This is a genomic window from Bacteroides ovatus (assembly GCF_001314995.1).
Classification (GTDB): domain Bacteria; phylum Bacteroidota; class Bacteroidia; order Bacteroidales; family Bacteroidaceae; genus Bacteroides; species Bacteroides ovatus.
Map to the genome: position 1 here is coordinate 4,132,231 of NZ_CP012938.1, position 15,903 is coordinate 4,148,133.

Genomic DNA, 15,903 nt, shown 5'->3' on the forward strand with positions numbered 1-15,903 from the left:
TTTAATTATATGAAATGATATTTTGTTTATTCGCAATAATCTTACCATCTTTCAGTTCTAATTCTGTTCCGGCGGGAAGTTCCACAATTACTCTTGCGTCGTTGGCCGGGATCTCAACGGAGCCATTTGTCTTTATATTTTTTGCTATATATTCTTTGGCAACAATATCAAACAAATCGCATGGTTGGGTAGCTTGATAAGTAATGGTTTTGGTCTCTTTATGAGGGTTATAATAGAGATAGACCGGATAAGGTTTCTCTGTATAGAAGTCTGTGACATTACAATCCAGCCGGAGGATACCCTCCACATTCGTTTGACAAACAATGGCCCCTAAAATACCAACAGGAGAAGAACTGTAAACGCTGAACATGCTCTCCGTCGGATTACCTTTTATCCATTTGGGACCATCGCCGATTGCAACCGGATTAACCCCTTTTAATGATGCTTTTCCATAGTCATCCGTTTTTCGTAAACCTTCATAAGAAACATTATCATAAGTAATGTCCTTCAATTCAGGAGCCCATTGATGTGTTTCATCTATTTCCCCCGGATAGAACAAACGACATGCACTTGCATTGTTCAACATCCACTTGCCGATAGCTTTTGCATATTGAGGCTGATATTTCACCATCGGAATGAAAGGCCAGGCAGGTTTGATACTGTTCATGAGGAATGCATATCCTCCGCCGTCTGTGATACTTCCTTGCAGACCACTTACATCATAGTCACCCCATTTTCCTACAATAATTCCCCAACCGGTTCTTCCTGTAGGGCTTTTACATCCGTCAAATACCCAATCAAGAAGTTTGGCTACATCATAGTTGGCTCCTTCTACTGCATTCAAATAGGCTGCCGTATAAACTCCGAGTGGTAAAAGGGCCTCGTAAAAACGGCTTTCTTTTTGGGCAAGCAGGGCTTCGATGGCACTTTTACTATGTTGCAGATAACGTGGATCACCAAACTTATGATAAGCACACAACAATACATAAGCATGCCCACCGGCGGCGTCTTGTTGCAATGGAATATTATTAACCATTCCTTTCATTTGTGCATAGTCAAAATAAGAATAGTCGTAATTTCCATTCAATACAGAATCTGCTTTAACAAACTGCTCCGCAATACTTTTTTGTATCTTCTCTGCCCCGTCTACATTGGGGAAAACATCGCAAATAGCATAATATAAGGCATTGGGTAATACATCATACCACCAGTCGCGGCCATAGCCTCCTCCTAAAAGGGCTACTGACGGAGTCGTATTGTTCATGACTATATTCCAGCCGTTATCAGAGTTGAAATAATTCTGCACCATTTTTACATAGTTATATCCGTCTTGATTCGTCTTGTCAATCCCTACAAGGCCGGCACCAAGAATAGCTGCCAATGAGTTCAGACTTTCATGGAACTCTCCGTTATTGGCATTTTTTCCCTGACGAATATCTTTAATGGCAGTATATAAGCCAAATGTAGTCTGGTCCATATTTCTGCGGGCGTCATCTAACCAGATTAATGGTCCGACTTCGCTTTTATTATTCCAGTCAAAGATAAACTGGTCATACTTTTGGGCTTTTTGCTTCCAGTCCAGCATTTTATAAGTTTCAGGCATATCAGGCATAGAGTCTACCCTATGGATGGAAACCTGCTTTACCTTTTCACCAAAGTTATTTTCGTTGCCCGAGCAAGATGCCAGGAGACAAACGGTCATAAGTACAAAAACACCTTTACTTGTCATTTTCATGTTCAATAGTATCAGTTTGATTAGTAATATTCTTAGCTAAAGGATATGCCGCTAATTGTAATCCGGCAACAATCACCAGCGCATATTTCAATGCAAAATCCTGCGATACACAATAAGCAAGGAAGATAAACAGTAGTAAACCGAAAGCTCTTCCAAGGAAAAGGCCGAACTCATGGCTTAGGATATATGCATATTCGTTTCTATTCTCAATCTTTGCAACTGCATCAATTGTTCTCATCATAATGGGGAAGTAAGCCAGGTCGAACAAAGGCTGGAATATCACTTTGCAAAGGACGAAAAGGATCACTCCTGTAGCAGAGAAGAGAATACCGTTGAATAGTGTACCGACAAAGAATACGATTAGTCCTCCTACAAATATTTTCAAACGGTCTTGCGGGCGGGCCATACGTCCTAATACATACACCAGGACAGCAGTCAGTGCCCCGCTAACTCCCTGAATCAATCCTAACGCTCCTTCATCTCCTACCAGCTTCAATACTAATATAGCCGGTGCCGTTACTAAAAAACCTTGAACCATTCCTTTCAATCCGGCTAGCCAAAGCATCTTTTTCCAAAGTATGTTGAAGCGGAAATAGAGGAAGTTCGTTTCTTTGGGGTTCTCGAATTTACCTTTCCACAGTGTCATGCAGGCGATAACGGTAATGACTACTGCTGCCATCGTAACTACACAGTAAGAGGTATTGATATTGAAGAGGAATCCGAAAACTTCTTTTCCATCTATCTGGCTGATAAATGCGCCTATAATTAAAGGAACACCGATGGAGGTAATAGAAAAGAAGAAAGACTCTAGTCCGAAGAAATAGTTACGGCTGTTGTCGTTGGTATTATAGAGAGCCAGTAGGTATCGGTTGGTCCAGAAGAAACCAGAAGCTGCTCCCATTAAAAAGCCGGCCAGACCAAGTTCGACGAAGCCAAGTGACTTGATAGTCATCATACCGAACATGGAAATGCCACTTACCAGGATTCCTACCGAATAAAGTGTCTTCACACTGTATTTCTTTAGCAGATAACCGTTAACAAGAGAGGTAGTAATGATGCCTATATACATTGCCAGCTGATAAAAAGCAACCATCACGGGGTCACTCGTGTTTCTCATGATATAGGCTCCCACAAAGATTTCTACTATCGGTAGTACCAATGCATAAAGCATATTGGTAACCAACAGTGTTCTCATGTTAGGTTCCTGTTGCTTAAAGAACAGATATTCTTTTTTCAGTTTATTCATTACTTCTCTTGTGTCTGTTTTAATACGTTTAATATCTCTGAAATGGAAAGCTCTGCCTTACAAATCACTTCATCGCTTGCTCCATAATACATGGTTATCGTATCGCCGTCCACTAAATGCCCATTAGTGAAAACTACATTTCCGAAGAAACCTGTTTGCTCATAAGCGGCGATAGGTTCCATGATAGGTTCTTCGCTTCTTGCAATGACTTTCGACGGGTCATTTAAATCGAGTAATAAAGCCCCCAAGCAATAACGGTGATTAAAATCGGCTCCATGATAAATCTCCAGCCAGCCTTCTTCTGTCTTTATTGGAGCTGCCCCTGCCCCTACACGTGCGCAATCCCACATTCCGTCACGAGTGGTTGCCACACATTTGTGGTTTCCCCAATGCAAGCGGTCGGGCGATTCTGCCAACCATATATAATTGCCGCCAAGTTCGGGACTGCTCGGGCGATGAAGAGCGAAATACTTGTCACCTATCTTCTGTTCGAACAATGCACAATCTTTATTATGCGGTGGGAATATCATTCCATGCCGTGTATAGTTTTTCCAATCATTGGTGTGAATCAGTCCAACCCCTACAGCTACCGACGATACTTCTGTGAAAGTAAGGTAAAAACCATCTTCGGTTGTTGCAACACGGCAATCCTCAATGCCGAATGCTTCCAGCTCTCCTTTTCCGAAAATAGGTGGAAATTCCGGTTCATCTTTGAAGTGAATACCGTCGGTACTTGAAACCAATCGTAAGTAAGACATCGTAGTCAGATAATTCTTTCCTTTGTAACCGATAACGCGTGGGTCTGAAGCATCTAAATCGGGATCATTCTTTAAAAACGAAACCACTTCTATTTTTCCTTTTTCATTATATATAGGAAAACTGATAATTCCTTCTTTCTGTATAGGTCTCTCTGCGACGCGCAAAAGTAACCAAATTTTGCCTTGATATTTGAAAACTCCGGGATTTAACAAACATGTAATTTCCATTCCGTTGATTCCCGCTTTTAAATCTTTTGGAGCCAGTAGGGGGTTCTGCTCACATCTTTTAGCTATATCCATAATATTTCGATTAGTGATTATTTCTGTGAACAAAAGTATGAGATGAAAGACAGGAAAGCGTTTACTATATTCTCAAAGAGGTGTACACATGCTCAAGAACATGTTTTTAAGAGGATGATATTAGGGAATGATTTTAGAAGAGGCAGAGATATTCGTATTTATATGCTGTACTATTTAAAAGCTTGATTTATAGATGGATGTGCACTTCGTTGAAGTGTATTATATTCTCATAAGTGTATAGTATAGTTTCTTTGAGGAGTGCAAAAGAAACATATAAAGATAAAAAAATAAGAGGCCAAACTCAAAAATATAATTTGAGGAAGCCTCTTGTTTTTTCTTTTTAATAAGAATAATACTGTAAATCCTATTTCTTCACGTGCGGATAATCTATCGTATAATGTAATCCGCGGCTTTCCTTACGCTCCATTGCTTGGCGCATAATCAGATAACCCACATTCACCATATTACGCAATTCGCAGATTTCTCTGGACGCTACGCTACGTTTGAACAGGCTTTCAGTCTCTTCGTAGATAATATCGAGTCTGTCCCAAGCACGTTTCAGACGGAGGTCGCTGCGGACAATACCTACATACGTACTCATAATCTGGTTCACTTCCTTCATACTTTGCGTAATGAGCACCATTTCTTCCGGCGAACGGGTTCCTTCGTCATTCCATTCGGGAATATCTTCATTATAAGAATACTGATCGACCACTTGTAGACTGTGCTTGGCGGCAGCGTCGGCATATACGACTGCTTCTATCAGTGAGTTGGAAGCCAGACGATTGCCTCCATGCAATCCTGTGCAGGAACATTCTCCCACGGCATAAAGACGTTCGATGGAAGATTGTCCGTCCAGGTCGACAAGGATACCTCCGCAGAGATAATGGGCGGCCGGGGCTACCGGGATATAATCTTTCGTGATGTCGATGCCCAGGCTAAGACATTTCTCGTAGATATTGGGGAAGTGTTTCTTTGTTTCTTCGGGATCTTTGTGGGTGACGTCCAGATATACATGGTCGTCTCCACGGTTCTTCATCTCGTTGTCGATGGCGCGTGCCACGATGTCACGGGGAGCGAGTGAAAGACGGGGATCATATTTCTGCATGAACTCTTTGCCGTCCATTGTACGCAGTACGCCTCCGTAGCCGCGCATCGCTTCTGTTATCAGGAAAGAAGGGCGGTCTCCCGGATGATACAGGGCGGTAGGGTGGAATTGTACAAACTCCATATCCTTCACCGTACCTTTGGCACGGTAAACCATGGCGATACCGTCTCCGGTAGCGACTAGCGGGTTAGTGGTTGTTTTATAAACGGCTCCTACTCCACCGGTAGCCATTAGCGTCACTTTAGCAAGATAGGTATCTACTTTTCCCGTTTTCGGATCGAGGATATAAGCACCATAACATTTGATGTCCGGTGTCTGGCGGGTTACGGTTACACCCAAATGATGCTGTGTCAGGATTTCAATGGCAAACTGGTTTTCGATGACCGTGATATTCGGATGGCGTTGTACGGCTTTAATCAGACTGTCCTGAATTTCCGCTCCCGTATTATCTTTATGGTGAAGAATACGGAACTCCGAGTGTCCGCCTTCGCGGTGCAAGTCAAATTCGCCTTTCTCGTTCTTGTCAAAATCCACTCCCCACTTAATCAGTTCTTCAATTTGTGCGGGAGCTTCGCGCACTACTTTTTCTACTGCGGCACGGTTACTGATCCAGTCGCCGGCAATCATTGTGTCTTCAATGTGCTTGTCGAAATTATCCACCAGAAGGTTGGTGACGGAGGCTACACCTCCCTGGGCGAAGTACGTATTGGCTTCTTCCAGCCCGCTTTTACAGATAAGAGCAACTTTACCTTTGTGCGCCACTTTCAGCGCAAAACTCATACCGGCAATTCCGGAACCGATAACGAGGAAATCGAATTTTCTTACCATAATCTTGTTATTTCTCACCGCAAAGCTACAAAATAAGTTACTTCGTTGTACTTTTCGTTGTCACTAATTCATAAAATTGCTACCTTGCAGGCAAAAATCTGACAAAATGAATCGAATTTTTCATGCCCGCATCGCCTGGTACCAATATTTCCTGTTGGTGGTGCTTACTGTAAATGCTGTTGGCGCATTGTGGTGCAAATATATCTTGGTAGCGGTACTGTTTATGCTGATGCTGATTGTAGTGATCGAACAGATTATACATACTACTTATACGTTGACTACAGACGGTAACCTGGAGGTTTCACGCGGCCGTTTTATTCGTAAGAAGGTTATTCCGCTTTCCGAAATCACCACAGTCAGGAAATACCATTCCATGAAGTTCGGTAGTTTCTCGGTGACGGATTATATCTTGATAGAATACGGAAAAGGGAAGTTTGTTTCGGTGATGCCTGTCAAGGAACAGGAATTTGCAGAACTACTCGAAAAGAGAATGTTTGAAAAGAAGATAAAAGAGTAACTGATTATATACTATGAAATATCAAGTGATTATCATCGGTGGCGGTCCTGCGGGATATACGGCTGCCGAAGCTGCTGGTAAAGGCGGTTTGAGCGTATTGCTTATCGAAAAGAATAGTCTGGGTGGCGTCTGCCTGAATGAAGGCTGTATTCCTACGAAAACGTTGCTGTATTCGGCAAAGACTTATGACAGTGCAAAACATGCATCAAAGTATGCAGTCAATATCCCGGAAGTCTCTTTCGATTTGCCTAAGATAATAGCTCGTAAGAGTAAGGTAGTGCGTAAACTGGTGCTGGGAGTGAAAGCGAAGCTGACTGCCAACAATGTTACAATCGTATCGGGAGAAGCGCAGATCATTGATAAAAATACGGTTCGCTGCGGGGAGGAAATTTACGAAGGGGAGAACCTGATACTTTGTACAGGCTCGGAAACTTTCATTCCCCCTATTCCGGGAGTGGATGCGGTGAACTACTGGACGCACAGGGATGCTTTGGACAGTAAAGAATTGCCGGCCTCTCTGGCTATTGTAGGTGGCGGAGTGATCGGGATGGAGTTTGCATCGTTCTTCAACAGTTTGGGAGTACAAGTGGCGGTGGTTGAGATGATGGACGAAATCCTGGGTGGAATGGATAAAGAGCTTTCCGCTTTGCTCCGTGCGGAATATGCAAAACGAGGTATTAAATTCCTGCTTGGTACGAAAGTGGTCGACTTGTCGCAAACGGGAGAAGGGGCTGTTGTTTCTTATGAGAACGCGGAGGGAAACGGCAGTGTCATTGCAGAAAAGCTGTTGATGAGCGTCGGTCGCCGTCCTGTGACGAAAGGTTTCGGGCTCGAAAACCTGAATTTGGAGCAGACGGAGCGTGGTGCTATCAGAGTTAATGAAAAGATGCAGACTTCTGTGCCGGACGTGTATGTTTGTGGTGACCTGACAGGATTCTCTTTGCTCGCCCATACGGCTGTTCGTGAAGCGGAAGTTGCCGTACATTCCATCTTGGGAAAGGAAGATGCCATGAGTTATCGGGCTATTCCGGGCGTAGTCTATACCAATCCGGAGATTGCCGGAGTGGGTGAAACGGAGGAGTCGGCCTCAACGAAAGGAATCAATTATCAGGTTATCAAACTTCCGATGGCTTACTCCGGCCGTTTTGTGGCGGAGAATGAAGGCGTGAACGGAGTCTGCAAAGTATTGCTGGATGAACAGCAGCGGGTGATTGGCGCTCATGTATTGGGCAATCCGGCTTCGGAGATTATCACTCTTGCGGGCACTGCCATTGAGCTCGGATTGACGGCAGCGCAATGGAAAAAGATTGTTTTCCCACATCCTACGGTAGGAGAGATTTTCCGGGAAGTGTTATAAACGGATTCTGATATCTGCGATCGTTCATTGATGTGGGTATCTTACTGATAAAATCAAATATATGATGAGAAAATATATAATCACTCCGGTCTTATTGGCAATAGTTTGTATGGTGATGTGTCATTGTACATTTAATCGTAAAGCGTCAGTTGCCGCCAATGAATATTTGATTCAGGGCGAATTGGCCAATCTTCCCGACAGCATTGTGATCGGCCTGTATGAAGAAGACGGAAATATTCTTAACTGTGTCTTGAGAGATACGCTTATGAATGGACAGTTCTCTTTTCGCGACACGGTTTCTACCACACGGAAAATGCTGATAATGTCTGATAATCGGGGCTTCCCGGGTACATGGCTGGAAGTGTGGATCGCACCGGGAGAATACATCGAAATCAAGGGACAGGACAAACTAGTGAAAACATGGGAAGTAGTAAGCGATGTGCCGGAACAGCAGGAAGAAAACCGCTTTACGGCTTGTACGATGGCTCAACAGAAAGAACTGATGCAATACATGGCAGCGGAATATGACTGGCAACGGATGATGTTCATAGACCATCCGGGCGACCGGGAGTTTGAAAGTCAGGCCTGGGCCAAAATAGATTCTATCCGGAAACTGTCAATGCCGTTGCAGCAGGAAATCTGGAAAAAGGAAATGGAATACATGGAAGAAGCTCCCGTCTCCCCGGTGTGGATGGATAGATTATTGTTTTTTGCTTCCATGATGAAATATAAAACCATCATGCCTTATAAAGAAGAGGTGAAAAACCTCTATGCTCGAATGTCCGAATCCGATAAACAAACAGATGACGGACAGGAGATTACAGCCTATGTTTATCCTCCCACTACCGTAGGAGTTGGAGATATGATGGTGGATGGAGACTTGTATGATGCGAATGATTCTCTCCGTCATATTTCCGAATTCAAAGGAAAATTCATCTTACTCGATTTCTGGAGTAGCGGGTGTGGTCCTTGCGTGGAGTCGATACCCGAAATGGAGAAGGTGATGGATCTGTATAAGGATAAAATGACTGTAATTAGTATTAGTGAGGACCCGAAAGCACGTTGGAAAGAGTATATCAAGACGAAAGGAATGGGCGGTAACCAGTGGAACGAACTTCGTAAAGGACGCACCGGTCTTGCCCTAAACTATCAGGTACGGGGTATCCCTCATTATGTATTGATTGCCCCTGATGGAAAAATTCAGGATGTATGGTCCGGCTATGGCTCCGGTTCGCTTTTTGGACAGGTAGAGAAAAACTTGAAATAGATATAGAGGTAAGATACTATCATTTGTTGATGTCATAAACTGTATTGTATGAAAAAAAGTCTTTTGTTGGTCGCCCTTTCAGTTTGTTTGTTGCCACTTTGGGGACAACAAAATTTCTCCCGGATAGATTCGCTTATCAAGAAGATGCTCCCCGAAGCATCCGAGGTCGGCATATCCGTCTACGATCTGACGGCTAAGAAATCGCTTTATAACTATCGTGCGGAGAAACTTTCCCGTCCTGCCTCTACCATGAAGCTGCTGACGGCTATTACCGCACTCTCCCGCCCCGAAGCCAACGAGCCTTTCCGCACGGAAGTATGGCACGATGGCGTGATAGAGCATGATACCTTGCAAGGCAACCTGTATGTAGTGGGCGGATTCGATCCTGAATTTAACAGCCAGTCGATGGATTCATTGATAGAAGAGGTAATCACTTTCCCTTTTTCGGTGATTAACGGACAGGTATATGGTGACGTTTCGATGAAAGACTCCCTTTATTGGGGTAGTGGATGGGCATGGGACGATACTCCTGCGGGCTATCAGCCCTATTTGTCTCCACTGATGTTTTGCAAGGGGACTGTACAGGTTTCTGTTGTTCCCTCTACGGTGCAGGGAGATACCGCGAGTGTTTCCTGTCAACCTGTATCCTCCTATTATACAGTGACGAATCAGACGAAAACACGTACCTCTTCTGCCGGAAGATTCTCTTTCACGAGAGACTGGCTGACGAATGGCAATAATCTCCTCGTTTCGGGCAATGTCACTTCGATCAGAAAGGACGATGTAAACATCTATGACTCTCCCCGTTTCTTTATGCATACTTTCCTGGAGCGTCTTCGTGGGAAAGGAATCACGACTCCCCAGTCGTATGGCTTTGCCGAATTGCCTCGTGATAGTGTGACTGTAGAACGGATGGCTTGCTGGAATACTCCCGTGCAGAAAGCGCTGAACCAGTTGATGAAAGAGAGTGATAATCTCAATGCGGAAGCATTGCTCTGTCGCTTAGGGGCGCAGGCTACGGGAAAGAAGCAGGTAGCTGCCGAAGATGGTATTGTCGAGATTATGAAATTGATCCGTCGCCTGGGGCATGACCCGAAAGACTATAAGATTGCCGACGGTTGCGGACTGTCCAATTATAATTACCTCTCTCCTGCCCTGCTGGTGGACTTTCTGAAATATGCGTACTCGCAAACAGAGGTGTTTCAGATGTTATATAAATCTCTTCCCGTTGGCGGGGTGGACGGAACATTGAAATTCCGGATGAAAGGTACTCCTGCCTTCCGGAATGTTCATGCCAAAACAGGCTCGTTTACGGCAATAAATGCGCTCGCGGGCTATCTGAAGATGAAAAACGGACATGAAGTAGCCTTTGCCATTATGAACCAGAATGTGCTTTCGGCAGCTAAGGCACGGGCGTTTCAGGATAAGGTGTGTGAGGTGATTATCGGGAAATAGATGGTGTCATAATACCCAAATTGAAAGACTTACCCCTGCTACAGCTATGTACAGCAGAAGCACTTTCCTAAAGAAAAGAGTTTTGACACCCCCAAAAACAACCCAAGTGGAATTTCGTTGTTGAATCCGATTTCTATGTTGTCATAGGTTAAGTTTCTACTCTTTATGGAGGGCTTATTGATTCTTCTATAACTTATTGATTTTTCTATAAAAAGATAATTGTATTCTCTAATAAGCAAAAATCGTTGGATTTTGTTTACCAGAGAATACAATTATACTTGTTTAGAATCGAATATTGTAAATCCTATATTCTATTTACTTGGCGTATTCAGCCCAATTGGTATTCTTCATATCGCCGCTTTTAGCCAACTCTGCGTGCATACCAAGTGCAGCCTGAATAGCGTGTGGAGTCTGCGCGCGGTTGCCGGCCAGTTTGAGGTAATCCCAAAGAAGCTCTTTGTAGTCAGGATGAGCACAGTTTTCGATGATGGCTTGTGCACGTTCTTTCGGACTCTTGCCACGAAGATCGGCAACACCTTGCTCGGTGATAACGATGTTAACATCGTGCTCCGTGTGGTCGTGGTGGGATACCATCGGTACGATTGCACTGATCTTACCTTCCTTAGCCACAGACGGACAAGTGAAGATAGAAATGTAAGCGTTGCGGGTAAAGTCTCCCGAACCACCGATACCGTTCATCATTTTTGTTCCGCCGATATGGGTAGAGTTTACGTTGCCGTACAGGTCGACTTCGATGGCTGTATTGATAGAAATGATACCGAGACGACGTACTATTTCCGGGCTGTTTGAGATTTCCGACGGACGGAGAACCAATTTATCGCGGAAGAAATCCATATCGTTGTAAATGCCTTCCAGACAGTCGTTTGTTACAGTCAGTGAGCAGGCACTACCAAATTTGATACGTCCTTCGCGAATCAGTCCGATCACGGAGTTCTGTATTACCTCTGTGTACATTTCGAATGGAGGAATCGTTTTATCACGTCCCAATGCACCGAGTACGGCGTTGGCGATGTTTCCTACACCCGATTGCAAGGGTAAGAAAGTAGACGGAATGATGCCGCGTTTCATGTCGGCAGCGAGGAAGTCGGCAACATTCTGTCCGATTTTGTCGGTCAACGGATCGGCAGCGGCGAAAGAACGGGCTTCGTCCGGCCAGTTGGTTTCTACTACGCCAATAATCTTTTTCGGGTCTACCTGAACGTAAGGCAGTCCGATGCGGTCACTCGGTTTATAGATAGGGATCTCGCGGCGGTAAGGCGGGTCGAGCGGTTCGTACACGTCATGCAGACCCATACAGGATTTGCTGTGTGCGCTGTTCAACTCTACGATGATCTGGTCGGCCAGACGGCAGATGGTCGGAGCGATACCACCGGCAGCAGTCAGATAAATCTTTCCGTCCGGAGTCACTTCACAGGCTTCGATGATGGCTACGTTCACTTTGCCCATGAATCCGTAGCGTACTTCCTGTGCCATTTGTGAGAGGTGTATGTCGTTGTAGGCAATCTCTCCGTTGTTCACAGCTTTGCGGAAATCAGAGTTGGTAGTATAAGGGGCGCGGTAGCGGATCGCTTTGGCACGTGACAGTACGCCGTCGCAGGACTCTCCTGTCGATGCTCCTGTAAAAATTCCTACTTGAAACGGGTTTCCTTTCGCATGTTCTGCTTCAGCAATTTTTGCGAGTTCGGCTGTTACAGCCTTGGCCGTTCCGGCGGGAGTAAATCCGCTTAGGCCGATGTTGTAGCCATGTTTAATCAGGCTTGCAGCTTCCGCTGCCGAAATACGATTGAGTGACATAAATAGTAAATTTCGTGTTAAATACAGTTGATATCTAATTAGTTGAAAATTCGCTCAAAATGTATGTATACAGGTTGACACCTGATACTCCATGTTTAATACTTAATACTTAAAAGAAGTCTCCTCCGACTGTCGGTCAGTATTTCCGTTGAAGTATTTCTCCCCAGATAATGGCTCGGCGTGCTTCTTCTGCCGAATGAATCGTAAAGTCTTCTTTATTGTCGGGTGAATCGTGAGGAGTATTATAGTGAGCACCTTGCCGACTGTTTTGTTCATCCTGTGCGACACTGTTCGCGAGGGATGCAGCCACGGATACTTCTTCTTTTTTCTTTTTCTGTTTCGAAGTTTGCTGTTTGGAAGGTTGTTTGGCGACCGGTTGCTCGCGAAGAATCGGCTGGAACAGTTCTTCCAGGGATTTGGGCCTGCCCCAAGCTTCGGGCATAGGAGTGGTATCGGGGTTTACTTCAACCGGAGATGGCATTGGGGGAACGGGGTGCTTGGCTTTAGCCTTTTTTGCCTTGCTGTTTTTATTCACCTCTTTGAATATTCCCACAAGAATGACGCCTGCTATCAAGAGAAATTTCAAAAAATCTTCCATTGTGCTTCACATCTAAATAGTTATCCGCCAAAGGTAGGCATTTTATCTGGTTTGAACTAACATTTGGGCATGAAAAAAGGGCAGCTTCACAGCTCCCCTTAATTTTTTTAACCTAAACCTTAACTATGAAAAAATCTAATGTTTCTTTCATTGCACAAATGTGAAAAATAAATTTAAATTTGCCAAGTATATGGATGGAAAATGTTTATCCTCTTAACATAAATTACAAATTTGCTTGCCAAATCATCAATTTTTGCGTTATTTCTGTGTCAATTAACTACTTATTGAAAGTGAAGCCGTATCTTTGCATCCGAATTTTTAAACTAAGATTTGAGTATGAACGAATTAACGGGAGCGGACTTTAAATCCGCAACTGAAATGACTGATGACAACAAGAAGTTGTTTATCGAAACATACGGCTGCCAGATGAATGTGGCCGACAGTGAGGTGATTGCATCGGTGATGCAAATGGCGGGATATTCCGTAGCTGAAACGCTGGAAGAGGCTGACGCTGTGTTTATGAACACTTGTTCTATCCGCGACAATGCGGAGCAGAAGATCCTGAACCGCCTGGAGTTTTTCCACTCGCTGAAGAAAAAGAAAAAGCGCCTGATTGTGGGTGTACTGGGCTGTATGGCCGAACGGGTAAAGGATGATCTGATAACGAATCATCATGTCGATCTGGTAGTCGGTCCGGATGCTTACCTGACGTTGCCCGATTTGATTGCTGCCGTAGAGACTGGCGAGAAAGCAATCAATGTGGAGCTTTCTACTACCGAAACTTATCGGGATGTGATTCCGTCGCGTATCTGTGGCAATCATATTTCCGGCTTTGTGTCCATTATGCGTGGTTGCAACAATTTCTGCACTTATTGCATCGTTCCCTATACTCGCGGACGTGAGCGTAGCCGTGACGTGGAAAGCATCCTCAATGAAGTGGCGGACTTGGTGGCAAAAGGTTATAAAGAAGTCACCCTGTTGGGGCAAAATGTCAACTCATACCGTTTTGAGAGACCGACAGGAGAAGTGGTTACCTTCCCGATGTTGCTCCGAACAGTGGCCGAAGCCGCTCCGGGGGTACGTATTCGTTTCACGACTTCCCATCCGAAGGATATGAGTGACGAAACGTTGGAGGTGATTGCGCAAGTGCCGAATGTATGTAAACATATTCATCTGCCTGTGCAGAGCGGTAGTTCCCGCATCCTGAAACTGATGAACCGTAAGTATACCCGTGAATGGTATCTGGACCGGGTGGCAGCTATCAAACGCATCATCCCCGATTGCGGACTGACTACCGATATTTTCTCCGGTTTTCATTCTGAAACGGAAGAAGATCATGCCATGTCGCTTTCGCTGATGGAAGCGTGTGGGTACGATGCTGCTTTCATGTTTAAATATTCCGAGCGTCCGGGAACGTATGCTTCCAAACATCTTGAAGATAATGTGCCCGAAGAGGTGAAAGTCCGCCGCCTGAATGAGATTATCGCTTTACAGAACCGTCTGTCTGCCGAATCCAACCAGCGTTGCATCGGAAAGACGTATGAAGTGCTTGTGGAAGGTGTTTCCAAGCGTTCGCGCGATCAACTGTTCGGCCGTACGGAACAAAACCGTGTGGTGGTGTTCGACAGAGGTACGCATCGTGTCGGTGATTTCGTCAATGTGCGTGTCACGGAGGCTAGTTCGGCTACGCTGAAAGGGGAAGAAATCTGATTCACCACAGAGGACGCAGAGGTCTTATTCTCATAGTCGTGGCTGTCTTGTAGTTGTGACTGCCTGTACGGTATGTGGCAACTGCGCTTATACAACACATCCTGTGGGGGCTTTGAGGATTAATATAAAAAAACAGTGTTCCTCTGTGTCCTCTGCGTCCTCGGTGGTGAAACTTACATCATCATGTGTCTCCTGATGGAGAACTTCACAATCGCCATTGCGTTGATGGACGCGAATGGAATATCCATCGGTTCGTGGTGTGTGTTGTAACTCACCAGTTTGAGATGACCTTCTTGCTCCGAACGGTTTACGTATTTTACTGCCAGATACTCGTCTCCGTCAATCATAAACGACACCAGGTATATTTCCCCGTAAATGACGTTGTCGAAACTGCTGATTTCTTTATATCCGATAATGTCTCCCGATTTCAATATAGGGTACATGCTGTCTCCGTTGACGTAGACCGCCCCGTCGCAGACGGATATATTGGGAATCAATATCTTCCCCAGTGCATACTGCTGTTTGTTGGTGAATAATGTTTTCAGATTGGCTGCCGCTGTGATATCGTACAACATGACGCTGCGGTCATCTGTCGGTTCCGCTGTTTTCGGATTGTGTATAATCTCCACTTCTCCTTTTACCAGTTCGCTTTCGCAATGTCTCGGCTGATGTTTCGGATTCCCTTTTCCTAATAATAGCCAGTTGTAGTCCACCTTGTCCCCGAATTTGTCGAGTAACAGGCGGAAATCAATGCTGTTTCGTGCACCCCAGTTGGATACTGTGGCACGTGAGACTCCTAAATATTCAGCTAATTCGCTGTCGTTCTTGAAGTTTAGCACCTGTTTGGCACGCTTCACGATTCCTGTGACATCTAAAAATGTATCCATTCTATGATCGTTTATTTTTGATGTAAAAATTCATAAACTCGTTAATTGCTCATTGATAATCTGTTATCTACTTTTTGAAAGTTAATTTCCAAAATCTTTTGTTTTCTTTATGAAAACTATTTTATATTTGTAGCAACGAAATCACAAATATGTTTCAAAAATATAAATATTAAATAGGAAAACCATGAGAAACAGCAAAAAGTTTACGAAAGGTTGCAAAATACCTCATTCACCGCCTTTTTAAGGAAACCGTGCCGGACGCGCGAAAGTAATAGTAAGTCTGCTTGCAGCGTCTATATATCTTGCATATAAGATCTATATA

12 protein-coding genes are annotated in these 15,903 nt (G+C 44.5%); 5 read left to right on the forward strand and 7 right to left on the reverse strand.

All coding sequences use genetic code 11. The features are described 5' to 3' along the window. Window position 1 precedes the first annotated feature (1 nt). The 4 genes from Bovatus_RS15885 to nadB all read right to left on the reverse strand — a co-directional run bounded on the left by Bovatus_RS15885 (window position 2) and on the right by nadB (window position 5,975). Window positions 2-1,735 carry a hypothetical protein gene (locus Bovatus_RS15885; RefSeq protein ID WP_004298826.1) on the reverse strand — a complete coding sequence of 578 codons (1,734 nt, stop codon included), beginning with the start codon at window positions 1,733-1,735 and terminating at the stop codon, window positions 2-4. Then, window positions 1,719-2,981 carry an MFS transporter gene (locus Bovatus_RS15890; protein WP_004298829.1) on the reverse strand — a complete coding sequence of 421 codons (1,263 nt, stop codon included), beginning with the start codon at window positions 2,979-2,981 and terminating at the stop codon, window positions 1,719-1,721. Before Bovatus_RS15890 ends, Bovatus_RS15885 begins: the two co-directional genes overlap by 17 nt. Continuing rightward, window positions 2,981-4,039, reverse strand: a complete 1,059-nt coding sequence (locus Bovatus_RS15895) for a glycoside hydrolase family 130 protein (RefSeq protein WP_004298831.1) — start codon at window positions 4,037-4,039, stop codon at window positions 2,981-2,983. Before Bovatus_RS15895 ends, Bovatus_RS15890 begins: the two co-directional genes overlap by 1 nt. A gap of 364 nt (window positions 4,040-4,403) precedes the next feature. Next, window positions 4,404-5,975 (reverse strand): L-aspartate oxidase, encoded by a 1,572-nt coding sequence (gene nadB / locus Bovatus_RS15900; protein ID WP_004298834.1) that lies wholly within the window; start codon window positions 5,973-5,975, stop codon window positions 4,404-4,406. 106 nt (window positions 5,976-6,081) lie between these two features. On the opposite strand from nadB, the gene Bovatus_RS15905 reads away from it, so the two are divergent. From Bovatus_RS15905 to dacB, 4 genes are all read left to right on the forward strand, one after another. After that, on the forward strand, window positions 6,082-6,492 hold the full coding sequence (locus Bovatus_RS15905; protein WP_004298836.1) for a PH domain-containing protein: 411 nt from the start codon (window positions 6,082-6,084) through the stop codon (window positions 6,490-6,492). A gap of 13 nt (window positions 6,493-6,505) precedes the next feature. Further along, on the forward strand, window positions 6,506-7,849 hold the full coding sequence (gene lpdA / locus Bovatus_RS15910; RefSeq protein WP_004298839.1) for a dihydrolipoyl dehydrogenase: 1,344 nt from the start codon (window positions 6,506-6,508) through the stop codon (window positions 7,847-7,849). A gap of 64 nt (window positions 7,850-7,913) precedes the next feature. Beyond that, the gene (locus tag Bovatus_RS15915) at window positions 7,914-9,116 is read left to right on the forward strand and encodes a TlpA family protein disulfide reductase (RefSeq protein WP_052587931.1); all 1,203 of its coding nucleotides are present in this window, start codon (window positions 7,914-7,916) and stop codon (window positions 9,114-9,116) included. A gap of 48 nt (window positions 9,117-9,164) precedes the next feature. Next, window positions 9,165-10,571, forward strand: coding sequence for a D-alanyl-D-alanine carboxypeptidase/D-alanyl-D-alanine endopeptidase (gene dacB, locus Bovatus_RS15920; RefSeq protein WP_004298842.1), 1,407 nt, complete (start codon window positions 9,165-9,167; stop codon window positions 10,569-10,571). A 315-nt stretch (window positions 10,572-10,886) separates the two neighbouring features. Here dacB and Bovatus_RS15925 read toward each other — a convergent pair whose 3' ends face one another. Together Bovatus_RS15925 and Bovatus_RS15930 are read right to left on the reverse strand one after the other, a co-directional pair. Next, complete coding sequence (locus tag Bovatus_RS15925) at window positions 10,887-12,386, reverse strand: acetyl-CoA hydrolase/transferase family protein (protein WP_004298843.1); 1,500 nt, start codon at window positions 12,384-12,386, stop codon at window positions 10,887-10,889. A 136-nt stretch (window positions 12,387-12,522) separates the two neighbouring features. Continuing rightward, complete coding sequence (locus Bovatus_RS15930) at window positions 12,523-12,984, reverse strand: hypothetical protein (protein WP_004298845.1); 462 nt, start codon at window positions 12,982-12,984, stop codon at window positions 12,523-12,525. Between the two features lie 336 nt (window positions 12,985-13,320). Between Bovatus_RS15930 and miaB the strand changes: the two genes are divergently transcribed. Continuing rightward, the gene (gene miaB, locus Bovatus_RS15935) at window positions 13,321-14,694 is read left to right on the forward strand and encodes a tRNA (N6-isopentenyl adenosine(37)-C2)-methylthiotransferase MiaB (protein WP_004298847.1); all 1,374 of its coding nucleotides are present in this window, start codon (window positions 13,321-13,323) and stop codon (window positions 14,692-14,694) included. 173 nt (window positions 14,695-14,867) lie between these two features. Here miaB and Bovatus_RS15940 read toward each other — a convergent pair whose 3' ends face one another. Next, a complete protein-coding gene (locus tag Bovatus_RS15940) occupies window positions 14,868-15,581 on the reverse strand; it encodes a LexA family transcriptional regulator (RefSeq protein ID WP_004298849.1) in 714 nt (237 codons plus the stop codon). Between the last annotated feature and the right edge of the window lie 322 nt (window positions 15,582-15,903).

Excerpts from the sequence above, each read along its gene's own strand:
- Bovatus_RS15885 (WP_004298826.1), bottom strand. The coding sequence starts at position 1,735 with ATGAAAATGACAAGTAAAGGTGTTTTTGTACTTATGACCGTTTGTCTC.
- Bovatus_RS15890 (WP_004298829.1), bottom strand. The coding sequence starts at position 2,981 with ATGAATAAACTGAAAAAAGAATATCTGTTCTTTAAGCAACAGGAACCT.
- Bovatus_RS15895 (WP_004298831.1), bottom strand. The coding sequence starts at position 4,039 with ATGGATATAGCTAAAAGATGTGAGCAGAACCCCCTACTGGCTCCAAAA.
- nadB (WP_004298834.1), bottom strand. The coding sequence starts at position 5,975 with ATGGTAAGAAAATTCGATTTCCTCGTTATCGGTTCCGGAATTGCCGGT.
- Bovatus_RS15905 (WP_004298836.1), top strand. The coding sequence starts at position 6,082 with ATGAATCGAATTTTTCATGCCCGCATCGCCTGGTACCAATATTTCCTG.
- lpdA (WP_004298839.1), top strand. The coding sequence starts at position 6,506 with ATGAAATATCAAGTGATTATCATCGGTGGCGGTCCTGCGGGATATACG.
- Bovatus_RS15915 (WP_052587931.1), top strand. The coding sequence starts at position 7,914 with ATGAGAAAATATATAATCACTCCGGTCTTATTGGCAATAGTTTGTATG.
- dacB (WP_004298842.1), top strand. The coding sequence starts at position 9,165 with ATGAAAAAAAGTCTTTTGTTGGTCGCCCTTTCAGTTTGTTTGTTGCCA.
- Bovatus_RS15925 (WP_004298843.1), bottom strand. The coding sequence starts at position 12,386 with ATGTCACTCAATCGTATTTCGGCAGCGGAAGCTGCAAGCCTGATTAAA.
- Bovatus_RS15930 (WP_004298845.1), bottom strand. The coding sequence starts at position 12,984 with ATGGAAGATTTTTTGAAATTTCTCTTGATAGCAGGCGTCATTCTTGTG.
- miaB (WP_004298847.1), top strand. The coding sequence starts at position 13,321 with ATGAACGAATTAACGGGAGCGGACTTTAAATCCGCAACTGAAATGACT.
- Bovatus_RS15940 (WP_004298849.1), bottom strand. The coding sequence starts at position 15,581 with ATGGATACATTTTTAGATGTCACAGGAATCGTGAAGCGTGCCAAACAG.